Origin of the sequence: Novosphingobium sp., from assembly GCF_039595395.1 — a bacterium.
In the GTDB taxonomy this organism is placed as follows: domain Bacteria; phylum Pseudomonadota; class Alphaproteobacteria; order Sphingomonadales; family Sphingomonadaceae; genus Novosphingobium.
In genome coordinates this window covers 447,861-466,436 of record NZ_JBCNLP010000006.1, presented here as the reverse complement: position 1 = coordinate 466,436, position 18,576 = coordinate 447,861, and the positions used below count along the sequence as shown (strand labels likewise).

At 64.2% G+C, this 18,576-nt stretch carries 13 protein-coding genes; 1 reads left to right on the top strand and 12 read right to left on the bottom strand.

Translation table 11 applies throughout. The features are described 5' to 3' along the window. Positions 1–21 precede the first annotated feature (21 nt). From ABDW49_RS22145 to ABDW49_RS22125, 5 genes are all read right to left on the bottom strand, one after another. Positions 22–1,197, bottom strand: a complete 1,176-nt coding sequence (locus ABDW49_RS22145; protein WP_343615310.1) for an SMP-30/gluconolactonase/LRE family protein — start codon at positions 1,195–1,197, stop codon at positions 22–24. Beyond that, the gene (locus ABDW49_RS22140; protein WP_343615308.1) at positions 1,194–2,540 is read right to left on the bottom strand and encodes an MFS transporter; all 1,347 of its coding nucleotides are present in this window, start codon (positions 2,538–2,540) and stop codon (positions 1,194–1,196) included. The genes ABDW49_RS22145 and ABDW49_RS22140 overlap by 4 nt, the downstream gene beginning before the upstream one ends. Positions 2,541–2,757: 217 nt before the next feature. After that, complete coding sequence (locus ABDW49_RS22135; protein ID WP_343615305.1) at positions 2,758–4,533, bottom strand: SLC13 family permease; 1,776 nt, start codon at positions 4,531–4,533, stop codon at positions 2,758–2,760. Beyond that, on the bottom strand, positions 4,530–4,967 hold the full coding sequence (locus ABDW49_RS22130) for a DUF202 domain-containing protein (RefSeq protein ID WP_343615303.1): 438 nt from the start codon (positions 4,965–4,967) through the stop codon (positions 4,530–4,532). Before ABDW49_RS22130 ends, ABDW49_RS22135 begins: the two co-directional genes overlap by 4 nt. A gap of 65 nt (positions 4,968–5,032) precedes the next feature. After that, positions 5,033–5,620: a TetR/AcrR family transcriptional regulator gene (locus ABDW49_RS22125; RefSeq protein ID WP_343615301.1), complete on the bottom strand. Its 588-nt coding sequence runs from the start codon at positions 5,618–5,620 to the stop codon at positions 5,033–5,035. A 309-nt stretch (positions 5,621–5,929) separates the two neighbouring features. Here ABDW49_RS22125 and ABDW49_RS22120 point away from each other — a divergent pair, with 309 nt between their 5' ends. Beyond that, positions 5,930–6,616: a type 1 glutamine amidotransferase domain-containing protein gene (locus ABDW49_RS22120; RefSeq protein ID WP_343615300.1), complete on the top strand. Its 687-nt coding sequence runs from the start codon at positions 5,930–5,932 to the stop codon at positions 6,614–6,616. A 96-nt stretch (positions 6,617–6,712) separates the two neighbouring features. On the opposite strand, the gene ABDW49_RS22115 is transcribed toward ABDW49_RS22120, so the two are convergent. The 7 genes from ABDW49_RS22115 to manD all read right to left on the bottom strand — a co-directional run bounded on the left by ABDW49_RS22115 (position 6,713) and on the right by manD (position 18,563). After that, positions 6,713–7,954 (bottom strand): SGNH/GDSL hydrolase family protein, encoded by a 1,242-nt coding sequence (locus ABDW49_RS22115; protein ID WP_343615298.1) that lies wholly within the window; start codon positions 7,952–7,954, stop codon positions 6,713–6,715. Positions 7,955–8,038: 84 nt separating this feature from the next. Continuing rightward, a complete protein-coding gene (locus tag ABDW49_RS22110; RefSeq protein ID WP_343615296.1) occupies positions 8,039–11,125 on the bottom strand; it encodes a TonB-dependent receptor in 3,087 nt (1,028 codons plus the stop codon). Positions 11,126–11,565: 440 nt separating this feature from the next. After that, positions 11,566–13,194: a DUF5597 domain-containing protein gene (locus ABDW49_RS22105; RefSeq protein WP_343615294.1), complete on the bottom strand. Its 1,629-nt coding sequence runs from the start codon at positions 13,192–13,194 to the stop codon at positions 11,566–11,568. Continuing rightward, positions 13,194–14,666 carry a mannitol dehydrogenase family protein gene (locus tag ABDW49_RS22100; RefSeq protein ID WP_343615293.1) on the bottom strand — a complete coding sequence of 491 codons (1,473 nt, stop codon included), beginning with the start codon at positions 14,664–14,666 and terminating at the stop codon, positions 13,194–13,196. The genes ABDW49_RS22105 and ABDW49_RS22100 overlap by 1 nt, the downstream gene beginning before the upstream one ends. Next, on the bottom strand, positions 14,663–16,075 hold the full coding sequence (uxaC, locus tag ABDW49_RS22095) for a glucuronate isomerase (RefSeq protein WP_343615292.1): 1,413 nt from the start codon (positions 16,073–16,075) through the stop codon (positions 14,663–14,665). Before uxaC ends, ABDW49_RS22100 begins: the two co-directional genes overlap by 4 nt. After that, positions 16,072–17,355, bottom strand: a complete 1,284-nt coding sequence (locus tag ABDW49_RS22090; protein ID WP_343615291.1) for an MFS transporter — start codon at positions 17,353–17,355, stop codon at positions 16,072–16,074. Before ABDW49_RS22090 ends, uxaC begins: the two co-directional genes overlap by 4 nt. Further along, entirely contained in the window at positions 17,352–18,563 is a 1,212-nt protein-coding gene (manD, locus tag ABDW49_RS22085) for a D-mannonate dehydratase ManD (RefSeq protein WP_343615290.1), read from the bottom strand. The genes ABDW49_RS22090 and manD overlap by 4 nt, the downstream gene beginning before the upstream one ends. Positions 18,564–18,576 lie beyond the last annotated feature (13 nt).

Genomic DNA, 18,576 nt, shown 5'->3' with positions numbered 1-18,576 from the left:
CTCGCGCTTGAGGGGCGCGGCTTAACTCCACGCCGCGCCCTGCGTCTGCACCTGCAGCGCATAGAGCGACTGCCCGCAGCACATCATCAGCATGTTGCGCTTGGGGCCCGCAAAGGTGAGGTTCGCGCAGAGCTGCGGCAGGCGGATACGCCCGATCAGCTTGCCCGCCGGTGACAGCACCTGCACGCCGCCATAGCCCAGAGGCCCGTTCACCCCACACCACAGATTGCCGTTCACATCGGCGCGAAAGCCGTCCGGGCTGCATTTCACGCCATCGACCATCATATCGCTGAACAGCCGCTGCCGCGTAACGGTCCTGCCGTTCACATCGAAGGCATAGATCACCGATTTGCCGCCCGCATGGCTGTCCCCCGGTGCCTTGCCGGTGCTCGCCACATAGAGCGTCCTGAAATCGGGCGAGAAAGCGATGCCATTGGGATCGGGCAGATCCCTCTCGTCGATCACCTTGCTGATCGAGCCATCCGCATCCACGCGGTAACAATGTCCCGGCCCGCGCGCGCGGCCCCCGACCATGCCCGCCAGCTCCGAACCGATCCTTGCGTTGAGGCGTCCCGCCGCATTGGTCGGCCCGCCCGCAAAGTCCGGGTGTCCCTCCGACAGCGTGTCGCCATAGGCCGGATCGGTGAACCAGACGCTGCCATCGGCATGGACGGCGATGTCATTGGGCGAATTGAGAGGTGTGCCCTCGAAACTGTCGGCCAGCACGGTGACGGTGCCGTCATGCTCATGCCGCACGATGCGGCGGAACAGGTCTTCGCAGACGATCTGCCGCCCCTGAGCGTCGAAGGCATTACCGTTCGAATTGAACGAGGGCGAGCGGTAGGTGGTGACCTCGCCTGTCTCCCAGATGTAGCGATACTGCTTGTCGGCCTGCACATCGCTGAAGACCAGATATTGTCCTTGAGCAGACCATGCGGGGCCCTCCAGCCACAGGCCCTTGTCCCAGATGCGGCGGATCTGCGTGATGCCCAGCATCATCTCGCCGAAAGAGGGATCGAGCACGATGATGTCCGGATCGGGATAGATCACCGGATCGGCCCCCGGCCCCCAGGCGCGCGGCGGATCGGTGATGACGCTGCGCGGCTGCGGCCTTGCGATGCCCTGCGCCAGAACCGAGGAGGGCAGACATGCGGTGGCACCCAGCAGGCCCAGCGTGGTGCGTCGATTGACAATCATGAGGATGCTCCTTGCGGCAGGCTGTTCGTCAGGGTTGAGGGCGGGCTCCCTCGGCGGCCAAAGACCAGCAGCACCAGACCTCCGGCCGCGACCAGACACAGACCCAGCGTCGCCAGACCGATCTCGTCCGATCCGAAACGGTCCCGCGCAAAGCCCAGAATGGAGGGCCCGGCAAAGCCGCCGATGTTGCCCAGCGAATTGATTGCCGCCACGGCAGCGGCCACCGCCCGCCCGGACAGGCGCTCGCCCGGCAGGCTCCAGAACAGGGCGGAGGCCGTCATGGCGCCGACCATGGCGATGGTCATCGTCAGCAGCGTCACCAGCAGATGGCCCGCGCCCCAAAGGGCGGCAGCGACCAGCGCCAGCCCGCCGATGATCGACATGCCGACCATCATCGCCTGCTTGCATCCCGCGCGCTCGGCATAGGCCGAGGCCGTCACCATACCCAAAGCGCAGCCAACATAGGGCACCGCCGAGTAAAGCCCGATGGCAAGGCTGCCCTGAACGCCGCTGGCATGGACCAGCGTGGGCAGCCAGAAGTTGATGCCATAGACGCCGATCACCATCAGGAACCAGATGGCCATCATCGCCCACAGCACCGGCAGCCGCGCGACCTGCCCCAGAGGCAGATCGGTCTGGGCGGACTTGCGTTGCTCGACGGCTTGCACCACGGTTTCGAGTTCCTGCGCGCTCAGCCATGCGGCCTGACGTGGGCCATCCACCAGCGTCCGGGCCACGACAAGCCCAAGGATCAGCGCCGGAGCGGCCTCGATCACGATCATCCAGCGCCAGCCGGCAAGCCCCAGCACGCCGTCCAGCGCCCCCAGCAGCCAGCCGGAGAGCGGCAGACCGATGACAAAGGAAATCGGCTGGGCGGCCATCAGGATGGAGAAGACACGCCCCTGCCGTTCGGGCGGCAGCCAGTAGTTGAAATAGAGGATCAGTCCGGGGAAAAATCCGGCCTCCGCCGCGCCCAGCAGGAAGCGCAGGGCCAGGAACACCCATTGCTCCTGATGCGGGCCGAAGAGATGGGCGATGGGGGCAATGGCGGCCAGCAGCGCGGCCACCACGCCCCAACTCACCATGATCCGGGCAATCCAGAAGCGCGCGCCAACCCTGTGGAGGACCAGGTTGCTCGGCACCTCGCACAGGAAATAGCCGATGAAGAAAATCCCGGCGCCAAGGCCGAAAACCGTGTCGGAGAGCTTCAGCTCGTCCAGCATCTGCAATTTGGCGAGGCTGATGTTGACCCGGTCGATATAGGCCACGATGTAGCAGACCAGCAGCAGCGGCATAATCCGCAGCAGGATCTTGCGATAAAGCGCATCGCTGCTGGTGGGCATCTTCATTCTCTCCGCATGGCCATGGATCGCCCCCTATCCATGATGAAATTAGCTATTATTTGTAGAGGTATAGAAGATGGTTTTCCGGGGTCAACCCTCTGCCGCCATGCCGGGCATATGCAGCGTGAAGGCCCGAGGATCGAGAAAAATATGGTAGAGGGCCAGCCTTCTCTCCACCACGCCCGATGCGCCGGGCGCCCTATTTTTGTCCGACTATTCAGCCCAGCGGCCAGATCAGACCGATCATCGGCACCCCGATCAGGATGACCAGCAAGGACAGCGGCAGCCCCAGCCGCCAATAGTCCCCGAAACGATAGCCGCCCGGCCCCATCACCAGCGTGTTGCACTGGTGGCCGATGGGCGTCAGGAAATCGCAGCCTGCCCCGGTCGCCACCGCCATCAGGAACGGATCGGGATGCAGATGCAGCCCTCGCGCGACCCCCACCGCAATGGGGGCCAGCACCAGCACCGTGGGCGCATTGTGCAGAAAGGGCGAGCAGGCCATCGCCGCCGCCATGATCACCCCCAGCGCCAGCAAGGGCGGCACACCATCCAGCCATCCGGCCAGCGTGTTGGCGATCAGCGCGCTGCCGCCGCTGTGCTGCACCGCTTCGCTCAGCGGGGTGAGCGCGCCGATCAACACCAGCACCTCGGGCTCCAGCGCGCCATAGGCCTCGCGCATGGAGAGGCCGCCCACCACCACCATCAACACCGCCGCGCCGAAAAACGCCCCGGCAATCGGCACCAGCTTCAGCGCCACCAGCACCATGGCCACACCCAGAATGGCAATCGGCAGGAACATGCGGCGGCGGTCGCCCAGTTTCACCATACGCTCGACCAGCGGCAGCAGACCCAGATCGCCCAGCGCCTCGGGCAAGGTTTTCTCGCCCGCGCGCAGCACCAGCACATCGCCCGCCCGCAGCCGCACATCGCGCAGGCGCTGGGTGATGCGCTCATCGCTGCGGCCGATGCCCATCAGTTGCACGCCATGCATATCCTGCAGCCGCGCATTCTCGGCGCTGCGCCCGATCAGCAGTGAGCCGGGCTGGATGACCGCCTCGATGGTGCGCAATTCCTCCTTGGCCTCGTCCTTTTCCAGCTCACGGGGGTCGCGCGTCTGTTCGAGCGGCGTACGTGCAAAGAGGCGATCGAGCGCCTTGTCGCTGCCCTCCAGCACCAGGCTGGCGCCGGGGCGCAGCGTGGCATCGGGCAAAGGCTTGCACGTCTTGCCATCCGCCTCGACAATCGCGCGCAAAGAGACGCCCGCCTCGCCCAGCTTGAGATCGGCGATGGTGGTAACGTCCTCGGGAAGGTCCTCGGGCACGCGGGCCTCGGTGACATAGGGCGCCTGCTCGGCGGCATCGTCGAGCCCGGCTCTGGCCTGCCGGTCGCGCGGCAGCAGCCGCCAGCCAAAGCTGACGAACACAAACCCCAGCGCCGTCAGGATCAGGCCCACCGGCGCGAAATCGAACATCTGATAGGGACTGCCCAGCGTCTCTTCACGCACCTGGCTGACGATGATGTTGGTCGATGTGCCCACCAGCGTCACCAGCCCGCCCAGCAGCGACATGAAGGACATCGGCATCAGCAGCGATGATACCGAGGAGCCCTCATTGCGCCCGATGCGCAGCGCAATCGGCATCATGATCGCCAGAGCGCCGACATTCTTGGTCATCATCGAGAGCAGCGCCGTCGTGCCCGCCAGCACCGGCACCTGCAGCACCGCGCCCCGCAGCCGGGCCATGGAGCCGCCCACCGCCCATTCGATCACCCCCGAGCGGGCAATCGCCGCGCTGACCACCAGAGCGCAGGCGATGATCACCACCACATCGCTGGTAAAGCCGCTGAAGGCCTGCTTCACCGGCACATCGCCCGTGGCAAGGCCAATCGCCAAAGCCACCAGCGCCACCACGTCGTAACGGAAACGCCCCCAGGCAAAGACCGCCACCGCCCCGCCGATCAACGCGAAGGAGAGAAGCTGCGGCGCGGTCAACGGGTCCAGATCCCCACCAGCGCGGCCAGGCTGACCAGCACCAGAAAGCCATTGCCCCCCAGCAGCAGCGCGGGCGGCAGGCGCCGCGTATCGGGGCGCGGGGGAGCAACGGGATGCGTCTGCCTCCACACCGCCGCCGTAAAGCAGACGGCGCTGAACAGGATCAGCACGCTGCCGGTCGCCCCGATCAGCCAGCCCGCAACGATCTTGTCGAGCAGCGCCCGCGCCCCGATCCCCGAGGCCAGCGCCGCAAGGCCCGTGCGCACCCATGCGGCATAGGTCCGCTCGGCAGCGAGCACGGTGCGGTCCGCGGCCAGTTGGGTGCGGCGGTCGGCACTGTCGGTCTGCTGCTCCGCGCTGTGTTCCAGCTTGCCCGCGCTTTGCGCCAGTTTGACGTGAGCCTTGACGGCGGCCTGTTCGGTTTCGCTTGCCATGCAGGTGAAATGCGCGAGGCGGCTTTCTTGCCGAAAGCAGGCGAAAAAATTGTCTGCCGTTCGCTTTACAGGCCCAGCGACAGCCGCGTGGCCTCCATGGCCTTTTCGAAAGGCTCATGCATGCGCAGGATCTTGACCATCACGCTCGCGCCCAGCCACTGGTAATAGAGCGTCGCCGCCATATCCGCTGCGCTGCCCTGCGTGCGCAACGAGCCATCCGCCGCACCAGCCTCGATCATGGCCTGCATCCGGGCGATGATGCCGTTGGTGCCCGCTTTCAGCGCCAGCCGCATCGGCTCCGACAGGTCGGACACCTCGGCCCCCAGCTTGACCGCCAGGCAGCGGCCCTGACAATCGAAAGCGCCCTGATTTTCGCACCAATTGGCAAAATAGAGCATCAGGCGTTCGGCGCCCGTCAGGCCGGGCTTGGCCAGAATGGCGTCGATCCCGGCGAGATAATCCTCAAAATAGGCGTCGAGCAGCGCCTGGCCAAAGGCATCCTTGGATTTGAAATAATGGTAGAAGGAGCCCTTGGGGACGCCCGCCTCGGCCAGGATTTCGGTCAGGCCGACGCCGGAAAAGCCTTTGCGGCTCATGATCGTCTGCCCTGTCGCCAGAATGACGCTGCGTGTATCCTTTTCCATCACAGACATGATCGTTACCTTTCTCGCGCCTCTCATAGACCAGTCGGTTCAAAAATGGAAGCTTGAGGATGGCAATCACCAAAAGCCGGATATTCTTGGGAACTGACAGCCATACAGTCTGGCAATCTGGGGAAATCTCATGTCGGAAAATTTCACTAGACGACCGGTCTATATGAGACTATCTGAGTCGCTATCGGCAGCGCTGCCGCGATCACATGATGAACGCAAAGGCGTTGGGCCACCCGAATTACAAGACGACTGGTCTAATTTATCTCGACGCAGCCGCTTCACCCGGCACAGACAGGAAGGAGTTCTGACATGAAAATCCTCATGGTTCTCACCTCGCATGACACGCTCGGCAACACGGGCCGCAAGACCGGCTTCTGGATCGAGGAGCTGGCCGCCCCCTATTACGCTTTCCAGGATGCCGGAGCGCAGATCACGCTGGCCTCGCCCAAGGGCGGCCAGCCCCCGCTCGACCCCAAGAGCAACGAGCCCGACTTCCAGACCGACGACACCCGCCGCTTCGAGGCCGATCCCGCCGCCACCGCCCAATTGGCCAGCACGCTGCGCCTTGCCGATGTCGATCAAAGCGATTTCGACGCGGTCTTCTATCCCGGCGGCCACGGTCCGCTGTGGGATCTGGCCGAGGACACAACCTCCATCGCGCTGATCGAAGCGTTTGTGGCCGCTGGCAAGCCCACCGCGCTGGTCTGCCATGCCCCCGGCGTGCTGCGCCATGTGAAGACGCCCGAAGGCCGCCCGCTGGTCGAGGGCAAGCGCGTCACCGGCTTCACCAACAGCGAGGAAGAGGCCGTCGGCCTGACCGATGTGGTGCCCTTCCTGGTCGAGGATGAACTGAAGGCCAAGGGCGGCATCTACTCATCCGGGCCCGATTGGGGCTCCTATGTCCTGCAGGACGGGTTGCTGATCACCGGCCAGAACCCCGGCTCGTCCTTTGCAGCGGCCCGCGCGCTGGTCGATGCCCTGACCATCAAGGCCTAAGCACCCGGCCCGATCCCGATGGCCGATCAAACCATCGGGATCGGGCCCGCACTTGGGGACTGAACCCAAGGCCGCGTTTCAAACCATGAGCGAGCCCTAGCGCCCGCCGAACAGGGCAAGGGGAATGCTCTGCGCCATTGCCCGGTAACCGGCCGGGGACGGATGCAGATGGTCGCCCAGATCATAGGCGGGCAGCAAGCGGTCGGGCTGGGCCGGATCGCGCATCGCCTGATCGAAATCCACCACCGCATCGAAATGCCCCTTCTCGCGGATCCAGCGGTTGACGGCCTGCCGATCCGCCTCATTGCGCGCATCGGGGTGGTAATAGGCGTTGCCCATGAAGGGCATCACCGTGCCGCCCACCACCTTGATCCCCTGCCCATGCGCCCGCGCGATGATCTGGCGATAGGCGCCGATCATCTGATCGACCAGTGCCTGATGCGCCGCCGCATCGACCGGCGCCTCGCGGGTCAGCGTGCCGATGTCGTTGATGCCTTCGAGCACCACCACCCAGGCCACGCCCGGCTGCACCAGCACATCGCGGTCCAGCCGCGAGAGCGCATTGGGCCCAAGCCCATCATGCAGCAACCGGTTGCCACCGATGCCCTGATTGACGATGGCCAGTCCGCGCGTTGCCGGATCGGCCTGAAGGCGGCGGGCGAAATCATCGGTCCAGCGGTCGTTGGCGTCATCTGTGGCGCCGTGGCCGTCGGTGATGGAATCGCCCAGCGCCACGATCAGGCGCGGCGCCTCGCAGCGCGCAACCTCCAGAGCCGAAAGGGTGAACCAGTGCTGGAACGCCCTGGCGCCCGGCAGATCGGCATCGGCCAGATGATCGCCCGCCAGCAGCCATGAGGTGGTGCGCGATCCGGGGTGAGACGTCTGCCCCTGCGGATCCTGCGCGTAATGCAGGGTAACCGCCAGATCGTCGAAAGCATGGAGGGGCAGATCGACCGGATCGGAGAGATAGTCGGCCCCGGCGGGAATGGTCACCCCCGCCTGACCGTCGAAATGCAGCGCGATCAGCGAGGCAGGATCGATCGCCGCGCTTCCCGCCTTCACCGCGCGGGCCAGAGTGGCGCCGTCGATATGCAGAGGCGCCGTGCCATAGGCGTTGGAAAGCCGGATACGCAGCCCTGTCCCGTCAATGGAAGGACGGATGATCTGTCGCAACGTCGCCCCGCCAAGGCTGCCCGCGGGCAAGGCATTGTCGCCCGTAGGCACCATCTGCGAGGAGGCCCAGCCCGTCACCCATTGCGGCGTGCAAGGCGCCGCATGAGCCGCAAGCGGCGAAAGGGCCAGCAGGGAAGCAAGGGCAGCACGCAGCACAGAACTCATCGACATCGTCTCCGGCATACGGAAAGGACCGGGTTTTCGCCCGGCCCTTCCCTTTTTATGATCATCCGCGGCAAGGCGGTTGTGTCAGAACTTCTCGCGCAGACCCAGCGAATAGGTCGTGCCCGGATTGTAGTCCGAATAGGTCACGTTCTTATACTGGAGATAGGTGCGGATATGGCTCTTGGTCAGATTGTTGACGTTGAAAGACATTGTGGGCAGGTAAGCGCTGCCACCAAAGATCTTCTGCAGATCGAGATTGGCGGAGAAGTCCAGCTCCTTATGCGAGTCATTGTAGATCGCGAAATTGTTGAGCCCGTTCTGAGGCCCCGCCGCCGCCAGCGAACCGCCGGTGTAGTTATACAGCAACCGTGCCGACACGCCCTTGTGATCGTAATAGAGCGTGAGGTTGTAGGTCGTATGGGCCACACCCGTCGCGATCACGGCCGGCACGCTGGCGCTCGACTGGTCGATCACGGTGACGTTGCCGATCACGCCCAACCCCTTGATGCCATGGCCATGCGGCGCCAGAATGAAGTCCAGCGGCTGGACCACGGTGAACTCGGCGCCGTTGATCACCAGATTGCCGGCATTGACCTGCTCGCTGATCGAGATCGGCGAGCTGTTGCCGCCATTGGCATTGATGACGGCTGCCTGCTGCTGGGTCACCGTGTTGATGTTGATGCCATATTGCGCCAGGCTGCCGAAAGTGCTGGCAATGTTCTGCGACTGGGTGAAGCCGGTGATCGACTTGCGATAGGCGGCAACCGCGATGTAACCTTCCTTGCCCGTATAATATTCAAAGCCAAGGTCGAGGTTCTTCGACAGATAAGGCGCCAGCGCCGGATTGCCCAGCGACACCGCATAAGCCGAAGGATCGGAGTAGTTCACACCCGGCAGCATCGCGTTCGGATCGGGACGGGTCAAAGTCTTCGACCACGATGCGCGGAACACCGCATGACGGCCGAGGTTGAAGTCCGCCGTGAAGGCCGGCAGGGCATAGCTGTATGAGTTGTAGGTGTTGATGAAGTTGAAGGCCGCAAAGCCCACGGTGGGATACAGGCCACCGCTGGTCAGCGTGGAATTGGCCTGTGTCACCGCGCCATTGGCGACATAGCCACCGATGCGCTGGTTGGTGTGGATGAAGCGCACACCGCCGTTCAGGCGCAGCGTGTTGTCACCGATCTCGAACTTGTCGTCGGCCTCGATATAGGCGCCGAAGTTCTTTTCCTCAAACTGGCCCGAATTGGCGCCGGTGTTGGACGAGGTCGAGAAAGGCGCCGTCGAATTGTAGTAATTGTAGTTCGAGGCCGCCGCAAAAGCAGGCCAGTTGACGGTGACGAAACCGCGCGGCCCCGGCATCAGATAATTGGCCAGCGAGGCCTGCGGGATCAGCGAGCCCAGATATTGCACCGAACCCGTCTGCCCTGCGGTCGCACCCGTGCCATAGCCGGGATAGAGCGCGGCCGCCGAACCCGGCGCATTCAGGCCAAGGCAGGCGGGCGAGGCGTTGGGTGCCAGCATCGCCACATTGGGCTGGTTGCCGCAGACGGCATTCTGCCACAGCGTGGAGTTGTCATAGGCGACGATGTTGCGATAATTGTCGTCATAGGCCGCGCCCACGCGCACCACGATATCACCGTGATCCCAGCGCAGATTGCCGCGAATGCCCTTGGTGGTGGTCTGGCGCTTTTCGTCCTGAATGTTGACGCGCCCACCGTTCCAGTTGAAATTGGCCGGATTGTCGAGATCGGTGCTCGACGCAATGTTCACATTGCCGTTGTTGTTGGAGTAAGTGACCGTATCGCCCGACCCCAGCACCGTCGACACCAGCACCGAAGGCGACTGGCGATAGAAGGAGCTGTGCGTGACATCGCCACGAACATCGATCTTCAGGTGATTGGTGATCTGATATTCGCCGCCCGGATTGAAGCCGTAATAGGTCAGCTTCTCGTCATAGGGGCGGTATTCCAGGAAGGACTGCGCATTGGCAAAGGTGCCCGAGGTCACCACGCCATTGCTGTCCACCTGCAGGCCGATCGGGATGGCGCTGCCGTTACGGCCCACCCAGTCCATATCGATGCGCTGTTCCTGGTTGCGCGCCTTCGACAGCATGCTGTCGAGATACAGATGCAGCCCGTTGTCGTCGCCCTTATACTCCAGCGAGACGACGCCGGTGATGCGCTTGCGCGAGCCAAATTCGTTGAACTCGCGGCCCAGACGCGGGATCAGCGCCTGGTTAAGCTGCGTGATGGTGAGGCCAGGGTTCAACGCCAGCAGCGCCGCCTGATTGAGCGTGCTGCCCGTCACCAGACCATTGCCAGCGCCAGCCGGAACGGTAGCGGGAATGTTCCAGCTGCTGCCGTTGCTGCCGGTGCCGTTGATGTTGTTGCGCGTCGAGGTGGTGTTCTGCGCAGCGGACAGGTTGGGCTCGGTCCAGCCCACCGACTCAAAGCCGTTGGAATTGACCTGATTGCTGATGCCCGACACACCGACCAGAATGCCGAACTCACCCTTGGTGGCGCTGAACACCGCCGCGCCCTTATAGCCGGGCTTCTTGGCATTGGTGTTGTAAAGCCCGTCCATCGAGATGGTGAAATGCGTGCCCGGCTTGTCGAAGGGATGCGCGGTGCGCAGATCGATCGAACCGGCGGCGCCGCCTTCCAGAATATCGGCGCGCGAGCTTTTCTCGACGGTGATCGAGGTGAACAGCTCGGTCGGGAAGTAGTTGAGGTCGACCTGACGGCCCGTGCCCGAACCATCGGCGGTGCCGGTCGAGCCGACCATGATCGCCGCGCCGTTCAGCGTCACCTGCGTGAAGGCCGAACCCAGACCACGGATGGCGGCGTTCACACCCTCGCCGTCATTGTCGCGGCTGATGGTCACGCCCGGCACGCGGCTGAGCGATTCAGCAATGTTCGAATCCGGGAACTTGCCGATGTCTTCGGCCAGAATGGTTTCGGTCAGGCCGATGTTGTTCTTCTTCAGCTCCGCCGAACGCTGCAGACTGGCGCGATAGCCGGTCACGATGATCTCATTGGCGGGGGCCTGCTGGTCCGCCGCGCTCGTCGCGGCAGCCGGCGCCTGCTGCGCGCAAGCCGGCATGGCCAGGAAACCAAAGCTGGAAACGCCAGTCGCCAACCCCATCATCACGGTCATTTTCTTGTATGTCATGTGCCTACCCCATTCCCAAACACGATGTGGCGCATGGCGGTCTGAACCCGGCCTCTGCGTCCCATAGTCATGCAATTCATGCGATCGGCCCGCTTCCAGGCGCGCCGACATAGCTCCGCATCGCCGGATGTTGTCCGGCGTGCGGCTTTTCAGATGCTCTTGGGCTGATGATCGCCCCATCGGTTCCAGGCCGACAGGCGCTCAGCCAGAAGCGCGAATCGCCTAAGCGGCGCCCGTTCCTGTCGGCCTCTTGCCGGGAGATCCTGTCCCGGTGAGGCAGCACGGCAATCTGGGCGGAACGCAAAAGCGCTGGTGATTGATGGACATCGACCTCTCCTGAGCGCGATCTCTTGGCCGGTTATCTCGGGCCCTTCATGATAGCGCTATCAATAGGAGGTTTTTACTCCCCCCATTCTGCCTGTCAAGCAGAGATCCATAGCCTATTGGTAGCGATACAATTTTATACGCTGGATCTGGAATTCTCCGGGCGCCAACTGGATATGCCGCCCCTGGTGAGTCTGGTCTCCATTGAGCAGACGGCCCGCAATCCAGCGGTTCTGGGCATCGAAATGCCCTTCCCACGCGCTGTCGATTCCCGCCAGACGCGGACCCGGCCCGACAGGCTCAAAGGTAACGGTAACACCCTGCCCCGCCACGATATAGTCTTCCGGGCCCGTCTGGACGATCACCGCCCCGGCCTTGCCGGTCTCGGGCGTGGCCTCGGGCTTGACGATATCGGCGAAGCTGACGGTGAAACGATAATCGCCGATACGCTCGGTGACAGGCTCATAGATCAGCGTGCCATCATAGAGCGCGCGCGGCCGAAAGCCCGACATGCGCCCGAGCCCCTGTGCCGCGAGAATCTGCGGTGAAATCTGCTCCAGCACATCATAGGCACCCGCCAGAGCCCCCGGTTTCTCGTCCACCGATTCGATGGAGAAAGGCCCGAAACCGATCGCATCCAGCTTGCCTATCGCATAGAAAGCATTGCCCGGCACCTGCGGATGATCGGCGTTGTTGGCCTCGGGAATGAACAGCGGATTGTCGGGCCGCTTGTACGTGTTAACGATATCAACGAAGTTGGTGAAATAGATATCGGGCGCCAGAAAATCGAGCGAGGGCGCCCCGGCCTTCCACACATCGATCAGATGCGGCAACGGCCCCCCGCTGGGATATTCGCCGGGCGCGCGGCCGGGCCGGTTCAGCGCCACATTGACATACATCGGCAGAGCGTAAGCGCCCTTGCCAGCGCGGGTCAGCCCATCGGCAAAGTGCGCATAGTGCCAAGCGGTGAAAATTTCTTCCGAGGCCGTGCCCGGCCCGAACACCTCGGCCCATGTGCCGCTGGTTCTGGCGCCATTGTCCTCCCAGCGCTGACGCATGGCGGGGACCAAAGTGTCATGGTGCTGCTGGAGATAGCTCATCAGCTCGGCAGGCACCTGTCCGCGATAGGCGGCATCGGCCTGCGGGCCATAATCGCGCGCCACCGGCAGCATGCCGATTTCGTTCTCCACCTGCACCATCAGCACGGTGTTCTGCTGGGCATCGACCGCCTTGATATGCGCCAGCAGCGCGGCAAAGACCTTCTGATCCGCCGCCAAGGTCGCGGGCGCCATGGAGGAGAGGATGTCCACCCCCTGCCCGCTCGGCAGTTGGGCGCGCGGGAAACGGGCCTGATCCCGCTTCACCCAGGCCGGCACATACGTCGACATGGAGTTCTTCCACGCCCCGAACCACAGGAACACCAGATGCAGATTGTTGGCCCGCGCATTGCGGATCAGCGTATCGACGCTGGACCAGTCATACTGGCCCTCTTTGGGCTCGATCAGCTCCCATGAAACCGGCGCCAGCACGGTGTTGAGATGCATCGCGCGCAGGCGTTTCCAGTGCGGCGCCATATAGGCCTCGCTGGTGTCACTGCTGTTGCCGAGTTCGCCTGCGAGCAGCAGCATGGGCTTGCCCTGCACCTGCAACTGGGTGGCGGTGCCTTGTTTCACCAGTTTCGGCGCATCAGCGAAAGCGGGCGTGGCGGCCAGCGAAAGCGCCGCCACGCAAGACAGCAATTTCATCACGAAACATCCTTGCAAAGAGCCAGCGCAACCAGCGCGCCCTGTGTTTCCAGAATGGTGAGCCAGCGGATCAAGGCCGCGCGGAATTGTGTATGGTCTTGCAGGGCAGGCGGCACCACAGCCTCAAGCCCCAGCACAGCATCGACCCGCGCCTCGGCATCTGCCGCCCCGGCCAGACGCTGCGCCATCACCCCGGCCAGCGGATCATCGATGGCGAAGGTTTCGCCCGTATCGTCGCGCCCGGCCTGCCAGCGGATCCAGCCCGCCACCGGCAGCGACAATGCCTCGATCCCCTGCCCCGCCGCCAGCCGCGCCATGATCGGCGCCAGCAGCCGCTGAGGCAGCTTCTGGGAACCATCCATCGCGATCTGATGGGTGCGATGCATCAGCGTGGAATTGTCGAAGCGCGCCATCAGCGCCTTGCGATAGGCGGCGATATCCAGCTCGGGCGGCGGCGACAGAGTGGTCTGCGCCTCATCCCAGAGCTGCTCGACGAAGGCGCGGGCCTCGGGGCGCTGCAGCACCTCATGCACATGCGCCAGCCCCGCCAGACCGCCCAGATAGGCGATGCCGCTATGCGCGCCATTGAGCAGGCGCAGCTTGGCCTCCTCCCAGGGGGCGACGGCGGCGGTCAGTTGCACGCCCGCGCCGAAGGCCGGACGGGGCCCGCAGAAATGATCCTCGATCACCCATTGGGTGAAGGGCTCGGTCTTGACCATGGCGTGGTCTTCCACGCCGAGGCGTTGCGCCAGATCGGCAACGTCCTGAGGCGTGGTGGCGGGCACGATGCGGTCCACCATGGTTTCGGGGAAAGCGCCATAGGCCTCGATCCAGACGGCAAGGTCAGGGTCATGATGCCGCGCCAGAGCCAGCACCCCGCCGCGCAGGCGTGCACCATTATGCGGCAGATTATCGCAGGAGATCGCCGTGAAGGGCTTGAGCCCCGCCGAACGCCGCATCGCCAGAGCCGCCACGATATAGCCCAAAGCCGTCCGCGGCGTTTCCAGCGACAGCATATCCGCCGCCAGTTGCGGATCATCCTCGATCAGCGCGCCGCTCGCCGGGTCCAGCTTGTAGCCCTTTTCCGTGATGGTCAGCGTGACGATCTGGGTGTCGGGCGCGGCCATGACGGCCAGCAGCTCCGCCGGAGCCTCGGGCGCGATCAGCACCTTTTGCACGGCGCCCATGATGCGGGCAGTCTGCTGCTGCCCATCGCGCACCAGCATGGTGTAGAGCCCGTCCTGAGGCGCCATCTGATCGCGCACTGCGGGCGAGCGCAAGGACGCCGCCACGATGCCCCAGCGCAGATCGCCCGCGCTCAGCACATCGTCGAACATCGCCGCCTGATGCGCCCGGTGGAAGGCGCCGATGCCCAGATGGACAACGCCCACCTTCACCGCATCGCGATCATAGGTCGGGCGCAGCACATCGCCCGGCAGGCCGCCCAGCGTGGCTTGAGACAGGCGCGTCACAGCCGGTACGCCTGCTTGGCCAGCCCATAGGAGAGTGCATGGGCCAGTTCGAAGGCCTCGTCCTCTTCCAGCCGGTGCTCGGCCACCAGACGGGCGAGGAAGCCGCAATCCATGCGCCGCGCCACATCATGGCGCGCCGGGATCGAAAGGAAGGCGCGCGTGTCGTCGTTGAAGCCAACGGTGTTGTAGAAACCGGCGGTCTCGGTGACGTTTTCGCGGAAACGGCGCATGCCTTCCGGGCTGTCATGGAACCACCAGGGCGGGCCAAGCTTCAGCGCGGGATAATGGCCCGCCAGCGGCGCCAGTTCGCGGGCATAGACATCCTCATCCAGAGTGAAGAGGATCAGCGTCAGGCGCGGATCGTTGCCATAAAGATCCAGCAGGGGTTTGAGCGCGCGGACGAACTCGCCCGGCATGGGAATATCGCCGCCCTTGTCGCGCCCGAAGCGCGCCAGAACCGCATCATTGTGACTGCGCCAGACGCCGGGGTGGAGCTGCATCACCATGCCGTCCTCGATCGACATGCGCGCCATTTCCACCAGCATATGGCCACGGAACAGCTCGGCCTCCGCCGCGCTGACGGGGCCTTCCATCACCTTGGCGTAAAGCGCCTCGATCTCGGGGCGCGAGAGATGGGCGGTGAAGGCCGTGGGGTGGCCGTGATCGGTGCTGGTGGCGCCCGCCGCGCGGAAATCGGCACGGCGCTTTTCATGGGCGCGCAGATAGCCGGCAAAGCTGCCGACATCCTCGCCCGTCATGGCGCAGAAAGCCTTCACCTTCTCGATAAAGCGCGGATCGTCCGGGTCCATCACCGGATCGGGGCGATAGGCGGTGACAACCTTGACACCCCAGCCGCTCTCGCGGATCGCCTTGTGGTGGAGCAGCGGGTCGAGCGGGCCCTCGGTGGTGGCGATGGCCTCGATGTTGAAGCGCTCGAACAGGGCGCGGGGGCGGAAGTCCGGGGTTTTCAGCGCGGCGTCGATGGTGTCGTAATAGAGGGCTGCGGTGGCGGGCTCCAGCCGCACATCGAGGCCGAAGACCTGCGTGAACACATAGTCCAGCCACATGCGCGAGGGCGTGCCCGCGAACAGGTGATAATGCGCGGCAAACCGGCTCCAGATGGCGCGCGGGTCGCTCTCGGTGGGGCTGCCGTCCACGGTCGGGATGCCCAGTTGGTCCAGCGCCACACCCTGGCTCATCAGCATGCGGAACACATAATGGTCCGGCACGATCAGCAGATCGGAGGGGTTGGCGAAGGGCTCGTTATAGGCGAACCACGCAGGATCGGTGTGCCCGTGCGGGCTGATGATCGGCAGGTCGCTGACGGTGGCGTAAAGCGCGCGAGCGATGTCGCGGGTGCGCGTTTCAGCCGGAAACAGGCGGTCGGGGTGGAGACGAAGGGGCTTCATGCGGGATCTTCCGAAAGCGAGACCGGCGCGTAACGCGGAACGATCAGGTGAAGGACAAGCAGCGCCACCAGATAGGCGCAGGAGGCGAGGATAAAGATGGGCTGGAAGCTGCCGACGCTCTCCAGGATCATGCCGGCATATTTGGCCATCAGCATGCCGCCCAAAGCTCCGGCCAAGCCGCCGATGCCGATGACGGAGCCCGCCATCCAGCGCGGAAAGAGATCGCCCGGCAAAGCGTAAACATTGGCGGAAAAGCCCTGATGCGCGGCGCAGGCGAGGCCGATCAGCAGCACCGCCACCCACAGGCTGGGCGCCTGAGCGGCAAAGGCGATCGGCAGGGCAAACAGCGCAGAGCAGAACATCGCGCCTTTGCGCGCGCGATTGGCCGACCAGCCGCGCCCCATCAGCCGCGAGGACAGCCAGCCGCCCGCCACCGATCCGACATCGGCCAGCAGGTACACCGCGATCAGCGGCGGCCCGAAATCGAGCATCTTCACATGATACTGCCGGTTGAAGAAATCGGGCAGCCAGAACAGGAAGGTCCACCACACCGGATCGATCAGAAAGCGGCCCATCAGATAGGCCCATGTCTGGCGATGGCGGAACAGGCTGAGCCAGGGGACAGAGCGCTGGGGTTCGGCAGGCTCCGCCTCGATCCAGGCCAGTTCCTCGGGGGACAGGCCAGCCTTGTCGCGCGGGCGGCGATAGATCGCCAGCCATGCCGCCAGCCACACCACCGTCAGCAGGCCAGTGAGGATAAAGGCCCAGCGCCAGCCCAGAGTCACCGCGATCACCGGCACTAGCAGTGGCGTGACGATGGCCCCCACATTCGACCCCGCGTTGAAGATGCCGATGGCCAAAGCCCGTTCCCGCCGGGGGAACCATTCATTGGTGGCGCTCAGCGCGGCGGGGAAGGTCCCCGCCTCACCGATGGCCAAGGGGATGCGCGCCAGCAGCATGCCGGTGGTGCTGGTAAAGCAGGCGTGGAGCATATGGCCAAAGGTCCACAGCCCCACCGCCAGCGCATAACCCGTCCGCGCGCCGATCCTGTCGATCACGCGGCCGAACAACACATAGGCCACGCCATAGCCCGCCTGAAACCAGATCGCGAGGCTGGCATAGCCGGTCTCGCTCCAGCCATAGCGGGCCTGAAGATCGGGCTTCAGCGTGGGCAGCACCAGCCGGTCGATGTAGCTGAGCACCACGGCGGCAAACAGCAGGGCGCAAACCACCCAGCGGATTTTGCCAGAGGGTTTGGTCTGCTCCACCGGCGCGCTCACCAGTTGTACATCGTGCCGTCTTCCAGCCGGTTCACCGGCAGGAAGGCGCGCTTGTATTCGTATTTGGCGGCCAGTTCCTCGTCGATCTCCACGCCGAGGCCCGGCTTTTCGCCCGGATGCATCATGCCATCTGCAAAGGTGTAGGCGTGGGGGAAGACTGCATCGGTTTCCGCCGTGTGCTTCATATACTCCTGAATGCCGAAATTGGGCACGGAGAGATCGAAATGCAGCGCGGCGGCCATGCAGACCGGCGAAAGATCGGTAGCCCCATGGCAGCCGGTGCGGATCTGATAGAGGTCCGCCAAAGCCGCGATCCGGCGCAGATGGGTGATGCCGCCGGCATGGACCACCGTGGCGCGGATATAGTCGATCAACTGGTTCTGGATCAGATCCTTGGCGTCCCAGATCGAGTTGAAGATCTCGCCCACGGCCAGAGGCGCGGTGGTGTGCTGGCGGATCAGCTTGAAGGCCTCCTGATTCTCGGCAGGGGTGGCGTCTTCCAGCCAGAAGGGGCGATAGGGCTCCAGATCCTTGCCCAGACGACCCGCTTCTATGGGGGTGAGGCGGTGGTGGATGTCATGCAGCAGATGCACTTCCCAGCCCAGCGCCTCGCGCGCGGCCTTGAACAGTTCGGGCACCACGCGCAAATATTTGCTGGTGTTCCAGACGTTTTCGGTGGGCAGGTCGCTGTCGGCGGGCTCGTAAAAATCCTTGTCCTTCGAGACGCCATAGGTGCTGGCCATGCCCGGCACGCCGCATTGCAGGCGGATCGCCTTGTAACCCTTGGCCTGATACTCCAGCGCGACCTTGACGGTGTCCTCGATGCTGGTGCCATTGGCGTGGCCATAGACCATCACGCCCTCGCGGCTCGCCCCGCCCAGAAGCTGGTAGAGCGGCAGACCCGCGATCTTGCCCTTGATGTCCCACAGCGCCATGTCGACAGCGGCAATCGCCGTCATCGTAACGGGGCCGCGACGCCAATAGGCGCCCTTGTAGAGATACTGCCAGATATCCTCGATGCGATGGGCGTCGCGCCCGATCAGGCAGGGGATAACATGGTCCTGCAGATAGCTCGCCACCGAAAGTTCGCGGCCATTGAGCGTGGCATCGCCAAGCCCGTAGACGCCCTCATCGGTCTCGATCTTGAGGGTGACGAAATTGCGGCCGGGGCAGGTGACGATGACCTTGGCGCCTGTGATGATGGGCATGAGTGTGGTCCTG